The sequence below is a fragment of the Amycolatopsis sp. lyj-109 genome (assembly GCF_046548995.1).
In the GTDB taxonomy this organism is placed as follows: domain Bacteria; phylum Actinomycetota; class Actinomycetes; order Mycobacteriales; family Pseudonocardiaceae; genus Amycolatopsis.
On record NZ_JAJPWR010000030.1, the window covers coordinates 103,626 to 115,201 of the forward strand.

7 protein-coding genes and 1 pseudogene are annotated in these 11,576 nt (G+C 71.6%); 3 read left to right on the forward strand and 5 right to left on the reverse strand.

Annotated features, from left to right (window positions below):
- Positions 1–141 precede the first annotated feature (141 nt).
- Positions 142–747 (forward strand): GNAT family N-acetyltransferase, encoded by a 606-nt coding sequence (locus tag ACLJQF_RS42005; RefSeq protein ID WP_410615890.1) that lies wholly within the window; start codon positions 142–144, stop codon positions 745–747.
- A 54-nt stretch (positions 748–801) separates the two neighbouring features.
- Here the strand turns inward: ACLJQF_RS42005 and ACLJQF_RS42010 are convergent, their stop codons facing one another.
- Together ACLJQF_RS42010 and ACLJQF_RS42015 are read right to left on the reverse strand one after the other, a co-directional pair.
- Entirely contained in the window at positions 802–1,494 is a 693-nt protein-coding gene (locus ACLJQF_RS42010) for a hypothetical protein (protein WP_410615891.1), read from the reverse strand.
- Positions 1,491–2,804 (reverse strand): right-handed parallel beta-helix repeat-containing protein, encoded by a 1,314-nt coding sequence (locus ACLJQF_RS42015; protein ID WP_410615892.1) that lies wholly within the window; start codon positions 2,802–2,804, stop codon positions 1,491–1,493. Before ACLJQF_RS42015 ends, ACLJQF_RS42010 begins: the two co-directional genes overlap by 4 nt.
- 108 nt (positions 2,805–2,912) lie before the next feature.
- On the opposite strand from ACLJQF_RS42015, the gene ACLJQF_RS42020 reads away from it, so the two are divergent.
- Positions 2,913–3,995 (forward strand): Dyp-type peroxidase, encoded by a 1,083-nt coding sequence (locus ACLJQF_RS42020; protein WP_410615893.1) that lies wholly within the window; start codon positions 2,913–2,915, stop codon positions 3,993–3,995.
- Positions 3,996–4,093: 98 nt separating this feature from the next.
- Here the strand turns inward: ACLJQF_RS42020 and ACLJQF_RS42025 are convergent, their stop codons facing one another.
- The 3 genes and pseudogenes from ACLJQF_RS42025 to ACLJQF_RS42035 form a co-directional block, all read right to left on the reverse strand.
- On the reverse strand, positions 4,094–8,953 hold the full coding sequence (locus tag ACLJQF_RS42025; RefSeq protein WP_410615894.1) for an SdrD B-like domain-containing protein: 4,860 nt from the start codon (positions 8,951–8,953) through the stop codon (positions 4,094–4,096).
- Between the two features lie 581 nt (positions 8,954–9,534).
- Positions 9,535–9,885 (reverse strand): annotated as a pseudogene (locus ACLJQF_RS42030) (alpha/beta hydrolase); the annotation flags it as partial.
- A gap of 275 nt (positions 9,886–10,160) precedes the next feature.
- On the reverse strand, positions 10,161–10,523 hold the full coding sequence (locus ACLJQF_RS42035; protein WP_410615895.1) for a nuclear transport factor 2 family protein: 363 nt from the start codon (positions 10,521–10,523) through the stop codon (positions 10,161–10,163).
- 78 nt (positions 10,524–10,601) lie between these two features.
- On the opposite strand from ACLJQF_RS42035, the gene ACLJQF_RS42040 reads away from it, so the two are divergent.
- The gene (locus ACLJQF_RS42040) at positions 10,602–11,396 is read left to right on the forward strand and encodes a MerR family transcriptional regulator (protein WP_410615896.1); all 795 of its coding nucleotides are present in this window, start codon (positions 10,602–10,604) and stop codon (positions 11,394–11,396) included.
- Positions 11,397–11,576 lie beyond the last annotated feature (180 nt).

The window sequence follows — 11,576 nt, forward strand, 5'->3', positions numbered from 1 at the left end:
CGGGCTCGGACGAGCGCTACGGATCGAGAAAGGCTGCTGGCCGCCACGTCCGGGGTGGGGCGAACGGCTCGTCCAAGTTCGTCCGGCTCGACGACCTGACCACGCAGTGCTACTGGTGATCGGGCTGTACCATCACTGCCGATGAGCTGGGCGGGGTGGAAGGTGCGGTTGCGGGAGGTCCGCCCGGCGGATCACCGCACCCTGATCGGCTTCGACCGCGACTCCGACCGGTCGGTCGGCGGCTACCGCCACTGGGCGACGCACCGCGGCCCGGCCGGTGACGACTTCCACTTCGCGATCGAGACCCTGCACAACCGGACGCTGGTCGGGTCGATCTGGATCCAGGCCGACCCGGCCACCGGTCACTTCAGCTACGGGATCGGGATCGGGTCGCAGCACCGCCGCTGCGGCTACGCGGCCGACGCGGTCACGGTCCTGCTGGCGTACATGTTCGAGCTGCGGCGGTACCGCAAGTGCGAGGTCAGCATCAACGGCAGCAACTTCGCCTCGCTGGCGTTGCACGGAGAGCTGGGCTTCCGCGAGGAGGGCCGGCCGCGGGACACGGAACTGCGCCGGGGCGAAGTCCGGTACCCGGTGCTGATGGGGATCACGGCGGACGGTTTCGCGGAGCACCAGCCGGCGTTCCTCGCGGCTCGGGGCCCGGTGCGCCCCTTGCGGGGCCGCCACTGGCGGACGCCCCGGCGGGGACGCCACTGGCGCCCCGAGCACCTGCGCCCGGCCCGCTGAGGTCACCGTCCGAGCGTCGCTTTCACGTGAAAGCGACGGCCCGGGCGCGACGGGTCACCGTGCGAAGGCCGCCACCGGCCCCGGCGCCGACGACGTCGCCGGCGTGAAGCTCACCACCACCGGGTCCGGCCGGTCCCCCACCCGGGCCTCCACCCGCCGCAGCAAGCCCTCCGCGTCCAGCCAGTACTGGACCCTCGCCGTCTTGACCGCGTTCGGTGCGTGTGCCGGCTGGGGGCCGTCGATCACGTCGACCGCCACGGTGCCCACCGTGTCCGCGCGGACCCACCGAGCCGAGCTCTGGCGCAGCAGCTGCACGTTGTCCGGGCGGTCCGCGCCCAGCCCCAGTACGAGCCGCAGCGCCGTGTCCAGCTCCGGGCCCGGCTGGAGCGGGCGGTACTGCCACCGGTCCGGGGGCGGTGGGTCCGTCGCCGCCTGGCCGGGGCCGCCGCGGAACGCCACCGCCGCCGGGGTCCACTGCAGCAACCCGGCCGATGCCTCGTCGGCGCGGCCTTCCGTGCTCATTTCGGCGTAGCCCAGGCCCTGGACGAAGTCCACGCGGCCCCGCAGGGCGATCACGCCGCCTCCGGTCGGGACCGTCGCCGTGAAGTTCTCCGCCCGGAAGCGGTAGTTGACGAACCGGGCGAGCGCGAGCCGTTCCGCTTCCGCCGCCGACAGCGGACGCGGCTGCGCCTCCGCACCGCACGCCGTCACCAGCAGCACCACCGCCAACACCGTCAGGCGCTTCACGGCTTGACCCCGGCGTGCTCGGCCAGCAGCGCGGTCGGCGGCACCGGGTAGCCGTCCAGGTCGACCGGGCCGGGCAGGCCGTGCGCGGGCCGCGGGGGCGCCGTCGCCGCGTCCGGCAGGCCCGGTTGCTCCGGCGGGGCCGCCACGTCCGGGAACGGCACGCCGCGCGGTGCCGGCGGAAGGGCCAGGCGCACCCCGGCCGCCGGACCGGGACTCGCCGGGCACGCCATCGTCCCCGCGATCCCGGCCGGCGCGGTACTCGTCAAGACGTTGTCCTGCAGGCAGTTCCCGCTCCCCGGCGCCCGGTCCGAAGCCGCGTAGGCGACGTCGACGCCGTTGCCGGACAGCACGTTCCCGACCAGCCGGTTGCCCGAGGGCGCGAGGTCCTCCGCGGAGGCGAGGGCGATCCCGGCGCCGGGATTGCCGGTGACGAGGTTGCGGGCCAGCAGGTTCCGGGTGCCGCCGGCGATCCCGATGCCGACGCCGAAGCCGCCGTCGGCCTGGGCCGGGCTGCCCGGCTGGGCGTTCGCCGCCACCAGGTTCCCCACGATCGCCGCGTCCTGCTGCGGCACGAACGCCTCCTGGTAGTCCGAGTTCGCCGACAGGCCCACCCGATTGCCGACGAACCGGTTGCCCACCACGGCCATCCGCCCGGACGCGTTCGTGCCTTCGTAGCCCACCGCGTTGCGCTCGGCGACGTTCCCGCGGACCACGATGTCGCACGGGTGGCACTGGCCGACGTAGAACCCGGAATCCGCGCTGCCGGACGCGTAGCTGTGCTCGATCACCCCGTGCTGGGAGTCGAAGGCGTAGACGCCGTAGAGCCCGTTGTTGCTCGCCGTCACGTACGAGACGCGGAAGCCCTGCACCGGCGGGAACCGGGCCGGGTCGAGCCGGGTGTAGCCGTCGCTGCCCCGCGCCAGCCCGCCGCTCTCGTCGGCCATCCCGGTGACGAGGATGCCGTTCAGGACATGGGCGCGGACGGTCAGGTTCTCCACGGCGACGCCGGGTGCGGTGACCACGATCCCGTTGGCCCGGCGCACTTCGCCGTCGAACACGACCCGGTTGCGGTCCGTGCCGCGCAGCACCAGGCCGGGCACGGTGATCCGCACCGATTCGCGGTACACGCCCGGGGAGACGAGCACGAGGTCACCCGGGCGCGCGGAATCCACGGCCTGCTGGACGGTCGGCGCGTCCTGCGGTACCCGGATGGTCGCGACGCCGGCGGTGTCCGGCCGGAACGACGAGGCCACGGACGAGCAGCCGGCGAGGGCCAGGGTGACAAGCAGGACGACGGAAAGCGCACGCACGGCGAAACAATAGGAGCGTTCCGCCTCGCGTAGCCCGCACGACGCGAAATGCCACCTGGTGGAGTGACAAGCGCCGGTCCCGTGACGGCGAGGCGGCACAATCCGCGCGTGGCCACTCCTCCCCCGTTGTCCCGCCGCTCGGTGCTGCTCGGCGCCGGTGCCGCCGGCCTGTTGTCCGCTTGTTCCGCGCCGGCCGCCGCGACCGATCCCGGTGTCGTGGCCGCCGTCGGGCCGCAGCAGGCCGGGATCGCCCGGCCCGCGCCGCCGCAGCGGCACGTCGACCTTTCGGTCTGGGATCTCCCACGGGGGACCGATCGCGCGTGGCTCGCCGGCACGCTGGCCACGCTCGGCCGGCGGGCGACGGCGCTGGCCGCGGGCGGGGACCCCGCCCTTTCCGACCTCCCGCCGTCGCGGCTGACGGTCACGGCCGGGCTCGGCCCGCGGATCGTCGCGGCCATCGACCCGGATCTGCCCGGGGCACAGGACCTGCCGGACTTCCCCGGCGACGCACCCCGCGACCGCGGCGGCGACCTCCTGCTCCAGGTCTGCGCGGACGAGCCACTCGTCGCCGCATGGGCGACGACCGAGCTGACCGCCGGCGCGGAGATGTCGTTGCGCTGGCGGCGGACCGGGTTCCGCGGACCGTCCTCTTCGGACCGCTCGGCCCGCAACGTGCTGGGGTTCGCCGACGGCATCGTGGTGCCGAAGACCGACGCCGAGCTGGCCGCCGACGTGTGGCTCGGCGGCCCGCCCGCGGTCCGCGGCGGCACGATCGCCGTGGTCCGCGGGATCCGGCTGGACACCGCGGCTTTCCACGCCCTGCCGGTGGCCGCGCAGGAGCGGGTGATCGGCCGCCGCAAGGCGACGGCGGAACCGTTGTCCGGCCCGGAACTCGACCTGGGCGCCAAGACCCCGGACGGCGAGTACCGCATCCCGGCCGACGCGCACGTGCGGCGAGCCCACCCGCTGACGGTCGGGGCGGGCGTGATGCTGCGGCGTGGGTACAGCTCCGAAGAGGGGCTGTTGTTCATCTCGTTCCAGCGGGAACTGCGGACGTTCGTGGCCACCCAGCACCGGATGAGCGAAGGCGACGCCCTGCTGCGCTACGCGACGACGACCGCGTCGGGGACCTTCCTGGTGCTGCCCGGGTTCACCACCGACGTCCCGCTGGGCCACGCCCTGCTCGCCTGACCACCCAAGCGCCCCAAGGTGGCCTTGGTTGCGTCTCACGCAACCAAGGCGGCCTTCGGTGCGTCTCGCGCACCGAAGGCCGCCTTGGGGCGCTTGGGTCAGCCCTTCGTTCCGCGGGTCCGGCGGGCCACCAGCAGAGCCGCGATGCCCGCGAGCACCGCGAGACCGCCCAACGCCGCCAGCCAGTCGCCCGGGACGCCGGTGTTCGGCAGCGGACGGGCCTTCGGCGGGGCCGCCGCATCGAGCACCCCGGCGTCCAGACTCAGGTCTTCGCGCTTCGCCGGCCCCAGGGTGACCACCTTGGTGCACCCGTCGGACGGCTGGGCGTCGGAGTCCTTCGTGTCGTCAGGACCGGCGTCCGGCTTGGTCAGCTTGCGGTTGCCGGTGGCGAAGCAGACCTGGTACGGCCCGTCCGGCAGGCCGTCGAACAGGTACTTCCCGTCCGGACCCGTCTTCGTGGTCGCGACCTGCTTCCCGGTGCCGTCCTTCAGGGTCACCGGCACATCCGGCACACCCGGCTCACCCGGGTCCTGCACGCCGTTGCCGTTGCGGTCGGTCCACACGAAGTCGCCGACGCGGTTGCGCGGCTCGGCCAGACCGGCGTCGAGGGTCAGGTTCTCCCGCTTGCCCACCCCGAGCTGCACCACCGGCGTGCACCCGGACGCCGGATCCGCATCCGAGTCCTTCGCGTCGTCGCCCGCGTCCGGCTTCACCCACTGCCAGCCGGCGTACTGCGGCGGCACCTGCGTCCGGTCGAAGCAGACCCGGTACGACCCGTCCGGCAGGCCGTCGAACGAGTACTTCCCGTCCGGACCCGTCTTCGTGGTCGCGACCTGCTTGCCGTCGCCGTCCTTCAGCACCACCGGCACGTCCGGCACCCCGGGCTCACCCGGGTCCTGCAGGCCGTTGCGGTTCGTGTCGGCCCAGACGAGGTCACCGAGGCGGTTCGGCGGGGCGACCAGACCGGCGTCCAGGGTCAGGTTCTCCCGCTTGCCCACCCCGAGCTGCACCACCGGCGTGCACCCGGAGGCCGGATCCGCATCCGAGTCCTTCGCGTCGTCCCCGGCGTCCGGCTTCGTCAGCTGGTAGTCGGCGACCGGCGCCGGAAGCTGCTTGACGCCGAAGCACACCTGGTACGACCCGTCCGGCAGGCCGTCGAACAGGTACTTCCCGTCCGGACCCGTCTTCGTCGCCGCGACCTGCTTGCCCTCGCCGTCCTTCAGCACCACGGGCACGTCCGGCACCCCCGGCTCGCCCGCGTCCTGCAGGCCGTCGCCGTTGCGGTCGATCCACACGAGGTCACCGAGCCGGTTGCGCGGCTCGACCAGCCCGGCGTCCAGGGTCAGGTTCTCCCGCCCACCCGGGCCCAGCTTGACGACCGGCGTGCACCCGGTGCCGGGATCGGCGTCGGAGTCCTTCGCGTCGTCGCCCGCGTCGGGCTTGGTCCACTGCCAGTCGGCGTAGTCGGCCGGCAGCTTCGTCCGGTCGAAGCAGACCTGGTAGCTGCCGTCGGGCAGGTTGTCGAACAGGTACTTCCCGTCCGGACCCGTGCTCGTGGTGGCGACCTGCTTGCCGTCGCCGTCCTTGAGGACCACCGGGACCTTCGGGACGCCCGGCTCGCCCGCGTCCTGCAGGCCGTTGCCGTTCTGGTCGGCCCAGACGAAGTCCCCGAGCCGGTTCGGCGGCGTGACCAGACCCGCGTCCAGGGTCAGATTCTCCCGCTTGCCCACCCCGAGCTGCACCACCGGCGTGCACCCGGAGGCCGGATCCGCGTCGGAATCCTTCGCGTCGTCACCCGCGTTCACCTTGGTCAGCTGGTAGTCGGCGACCGGCGCCGGAAGATGCGCGATGTCGAAGCACACCTGGTACGAGCCGTCCGGCAAGCCGTCGAACAGGTACTTCCCGTCCGGGCCCGTCTTCGTGGCCGCCACCTGCTTGCCGCCGCCGTCCTTCAGCACCACCGGCACGTCCGGCACCCCGGGTTCACCGGCGTCCTGCAGGCCGTCGCCGTTCTTGTCGAGCCAGACGAAGTCGCCGACGCGGTTGCGCGGCTCGACCAGGCCCGCGTCCAGGGTCAGGTCTTCGCGGTGGTCGATCCCGAGCGTGGTGACCGGGGTGCACCCGCTCGCCGTGTCGGCGTCGGAGTCCTTCGCGTCGTCACCGGCGTTCGGCTTGGTCCACTGCCAGTCGGCGTAGTCCGCCGGCAGCTTCGTCCGGTCGAAGCACACCTGGTAGGCGCCATCGGGCAGCTTGTCGAACAGGTACTTCCCGTCCGGGCCCGTCTTCGTGGTCGCGACCTGCTTCCCGTCGCCGTCCTTCAGCACCACCGGCACGTCCGGCACACCCGGCTCACCCGCGTCCTGCAGGCCGTTGCCGTTCTTGTCGGCCCAGACGAAGTCCCCGAGCCGGTTCGGCGGCCGGATCCCGGCGTCCAGGGTCAGGTCCTCGCGCTTGGCCGGGCCGAGCGTCGTCACCGGGGTGCACCCGGTCGCCGGGTCGGCGTCGGAGTCCTTCGTGTCGTCACCGGCGTCGGGTTTCGTCGCCAGGTAACCCGCGTACGCGGCCGGGAGCTTCTTCAGGTCGAAGCACACCTGGTACGAGCCGTCCGCCAGGCCGTCGAACAGGTACTTCCCGTCCGCGCCCGTCTTCGTGGTCGCCAGCTGCTTCCCGCTGCCGTCCTTCAGCACCACCGGCACGTCCGGCACACCCGGCTCGCCCGCGTCCTGCAGGCCGTTGCCGTTGGTGTCGGCCCACACGAAGTCCCCGAGCTTGTTCCGCGGAGCGAACAGGCCGGCGTCGACGGTGTGGTCGACCGAGCCTGCCGGTCCCATCGTCACCTTGGCGGTGCCGGTCGCCGGGTCGGCGTCCGAGTCGATGCCCGGGTTGCCGCCCGCCTTCGCGACCGTCCACTTGATACTGGCCAACGGTGGCGCACCCGGCAGCGCGGCGGTGTCGATGCCCGAGTAGTCGAACTTCACCGTGTAGCAGGTATCGGCCTTGAGACCGTCCGCGGCACCGAAGTAGTACTCGCCTCCGGTGCCGGTCGTCTTGGTGGCCAGCGCCGCTCCCTTGCCGTCGCAGGGCAGCAGCTGCACCTTGGCTCCCGCGACCGCCGGCTCGGCCGGCCCCTGGACGCCGTCGCCGTCGGTGTCGAACCACACCCGGTTGCCCAGCTGGACCGGCGCGTTGTCGCAGAGCGCCTCCAGGTCGGCCAGGCCGTTGGCCTTCGCCCAGCCTTCGTTCGAACCGTTGAGGAGGTAGCTGTTCGAGTAGCTGTCGTTCATCATCGTGCCGTTGGCCCGGTCGAACCAGCCGATCCCGCCGGTGTTGATGTCCGTCGGGTCCATCACCGTCGCGGGCATCCGCGCGGCCCCGTACACCACGGCGATACCGCCCTGCGCGGTCTCGTTGTGCGGCTTGCCGACCGCCGCGCTGCTGAAGTACTCACCGGGGTAGTACTCGACGACGTCGGTGGGCTCCCCGCCGCCGTTGGCGGCCGCGCTGTTGTTGTTCGGGCAGCCCGCGGTGCCTTCCCACACGTAGCCGGCGGCCTGGCGGCAGGCGCGGTTCAGGTCGCCACCGCTGACGGTGTCGTACTTTTCGGTGGAGCCCGCGGACGGCGGCATGTCGTGCCCGCCCTGGTCACCGAAGCGGTCCCGGAAGCCGAGCACCAGGTCACCGCCGGCTTCCGCGCGGATGTCGGTCAGCAGCGGTTCCGGGTGGGCGAGCAGGTGCCCACCCTGCGGTGCGGGCGGCTGGTAGGTGGCCTGCCACGGGTTCCAGTTGTGCGTGTTGCTGCCATCCCACAGCGCGTCGCCGCGCTTGAAGTCCAGCTTGTGGTCGACGAGCACCGCGCCGAACGTGCCCGCGGCGGCGTCGAAGGCCCGGATCACCACGCGCATGTCGGCGGCCTTCTGCGTCGATTCGCCGGAGCACACCCCACCGACGAAGACGACGCCGTCGTGCACGCCGAGACCGCCCGGCCGCCAGTCACCGGCCGCGGGGCAGTTCGGGTTCGGGATCGCGTAGCTCGCCTTCGGCGCGGCCGCGGTCGCCGCGGTCGCGTCGTAGAGGTAGAGCTTGCGGTCGACCAGGTTCACCACGAACAGCGTGGTGCCGTCCTCGCTGATCCGCATCGCGCCGAGGCTTTCCTTGCCGACCACGTTGACGAACGGCAGGTCGAAGTCCGTCTGCATGGCGTGCGCGGTGCCGCCCGCGCCGGGCACCTTGGTGAACAGGCTGGTGTTCTTGGTCGCCGGGTTCGTCACGTAGATGCCGCCGGTGCCACCGGGACCGTAGGCGGCGGCTCGCTTGGCGAACGCGCTGGAGAAGACGCGCTTGTCCTGCTTGCGGTACGCGATGCCGTAGACCGTCCCGGTGTCGCCCTGGGTGGCCAGCGCGGTGGGCGGGGTCCCGGTGCCCCGCGCGGTGAACGGGAAGCTCACCACGGACCGGGCCTTGGGGTCGATCCCGGGCGCGATGCCGTTGCGCTGGCAGGCGGTGACCAGCGTGGGGTTGTCCTGGCAGTAGTCCGCCGGGTTCCACAGCCCCATCGTCAGGTCGGCCTTCTTGCCGCCGGAGACGTCGGTGAACGCCGTCAGGCTGCTCAGCCCGCCACCCGCCGGGGCCGGCTTCAGGTACGGCATCGAGGCGGGAATGCTCGCCTCGACGCGGTACTTCCCGCCGGCCAGCCCCGCGGTGGCCAGCTTGACGGTGCCGTCGGCGCCGGTGGTCCCGGTGGCCGTGCCGCCACCGGGGTCGGTGGCCTTCACCGGGATCCCGGCCACCCCGGTCTCCAGGGCGGGCTCGTAGTTCCCGTTTCCGTTCAGGTCACGGATCACCCGGACGGTCAAGGTGCCGTCCGAAGCGTCCGCGAGGGCCGGTCCGGCCGGGACGGTCAACGGCAGCACCGTCGACGCGAGCAGGAGCACCGCCCCGAATGCCAACAGTCTCTTCAACGTTCACTCCACACAGCCGGGCCCTCGACGGCCACTGTCCAATGCAGACGGTTGTGGGTGAGCTTAGAAGCCGGAGAGAGTGAGGCACCCGGTGAAGTGGAGTGAAAGCTCGACGGCTTTTCGTGACTTCAAACCACACGATCGAGTGAGAGGCCCCTCGACGAAGGGGTTACCGCGGGTGATTGATCAACAAATCGGGCACTGCGCCCACGCCGGCCGGCGTGCCGGGTGATCCACCCGGATCTCCACCGCCAGGTGGTCCCGCTCCACCCGGCTGCCGCACTAGCTTTCCTCCGTCGGATTCGTTCGGAAAGGAAAGCCATGCATGAAGTGCTCGGTTTCATGTTTCTCCGCTTCGCCGTCATCGGCGGCGGAATCCTGCTACTCGTCCTCCTGCTCGGTGTGGTCGCGATCGTCCTGAAGAAACTGGGCCGCTGAGCGTCACAGCGCCAGAACAGCGGCGTGACCAGGACCTGGCCCTGGGTGCCTTCGACGCTGAAGCGGTGATGGCGCTTCAACACTGCTTGCCACGGCCCGAATCGCTCGGGCAGGTCGTGCCAGGCCACCCCGGCGCGGGTAGCTCAGCGCCGCACCGGGGAGGCACGCCCCAGCTGACGGCGCAGCCATGCCACTCGAGCAGCGGTGGCGTCCTGCGAGAGCACGGCACGAGGAACCACGACGTCGAACCCGTGGAACCCGCCGGGCCAGACGTGCAGCTCGACGTGGCAGCCCGCTTGCCACCTGCGGCTTGCGTAGGCGACGTCCTCGTCCCGGAACGTTTCGGCCGACCCGACGTCGACGAACGTGGACGGCAGGCCGGAGAGGTCGGCGGCACGGGAAGGCGCAGCGTACGGAGACACGTCCGGTCCTCCGCGAACGCCGTCGCCGAGGAGCGCGTTCCAGCCGGTCTCGTTCGAGGAGCTGTCCCAGATACTCCTCCGAGGGAGTCGTGGATGGTCTGCTTGGCTGCTTCACGGGTGAGTCCGTCGCCCTCGGCGATCCGCTCCACGAATCTTTCGTAGGCTTCGGTCTCGATTCCGCCGGGGCTGATTGCGTTGACCCGTACGCCGCGCGCTCAGTGAGCCACTGATCATCGCCTTCGCTCGTCATCATGTCCGCTCGATGAATCGGCCGGGGTGCTCGTACCCGTCGGGCATCGTTCGCGCCGTGACGTACACGTCTGAAGATCGACATAGCGCGGGTTCGGTCAGGCTGCGTGGTTGGCGATGACGAGTTCGGCGACGAGGTCATCCCGCAACGCGAACCGGTAGTCGAGCTCGGCGACGCCACCCGGGAAAGTTCCCTCGAGCCGCACGGTCACCACCCAGTGGGCGTCATCGACGCGGCGAGCGCCGAGCTGCTCGGTCGTGTACTCGAACTCGGATCCGGCGTCCCGCAGGAACGCGTGGGCTTCCTCTCGGCCGCGGAAGGTCTCGCCCTGGTCGACGACCACGGCATCCTCGGTGAGGAACGACGAGGCCGTGTCGGCGTCGCGGACGACGTGGGCGGCGAAGAACTCGCGCACGGTGGTCGGGAGCAGATCGGACGGGAGATCGGTGTGCTGTGTCATGAGCCCATCGTGTGACCTCACGGCGTGGGAGGGTCAAGCCGTGGACTCTCCCCCAGGGAGAGAGTCCAGAATGGAGAGGTGCTGAGCATCGGGGAGTTCTCGCGGCTGACCCACTTGAGCGTGCGGACCCTGCGCCGGTACCACGAGGCGGCCCTGCTGGAACCCGCCGTGGTGGACGAGACCACCGGTTACCGCTACTACGGCGTCGACCAGATCCCGGCCGCGCAGGTCATCCACCGGCTCCGCGAACTCGACGTCCCCCTGAGCGATGTGCAGCGAATCCTGCGGACCCCCGACCCCGGTGTCCGGGCGGCCCTGGTCGCGGACCACCTGCAACGCCTCGAGGACGTGCTCGACCGCACCCGGGCCGCGGTCGTGTCGCTGCGGCGCCTGCTCCGGCCCGACCCCGCGCCGATCGACGTCGAGCTGCGTGCGGAGCCCGCCCGGACGGTCGCGGCGGTGGAGGCCGTGGTCGGGCATCGCGACGTCGCGACCTGGTACGCAGGCGCGATGGCCGAATTGGCGGCGGCCGTCGGCGCCGCCGTGACCGGACCGCCGGGTGGCTGCTACGACAACGCCCTGTTCGAACAGGAACGCGGTCACGCGCTCGTCTACCTGCCGACCGCTGCGCCACCCCGCACCGGACGCGTGCACCCCGCAATTCTTCCGGCCGCGGAACTGGCCGTCACCACCCACGTCGGCGAGCACGACGGCATCGAGGTCACCTACGGCGAACTCGGGACCTGGGTGGTGGAGAACGCGATGTCGGTGGCCGGGCCGGTGCGGGAGGTCTACGTCGCCGGCCCTCGTGACGCAAGCGATCCCGCTGCGTGGCGCACCGAGATCGGCTGGCCGGTCTTTCGCGTCACCTGAGCGGTCAGTACGGAGCTCGCTGACTCCGATTCCCCTTTTGCGTACTAGTACTACAGGGACACTTGTGTGCGTGACCTGGGGAAACAAGGTCACCGTTTGCCGTGGCCGGTGGTCGTGAGTGGTAATTCGGGTTCTAACCCGAATTACCACTCACGACCGGCTGCGGCCGACCGGCCGACC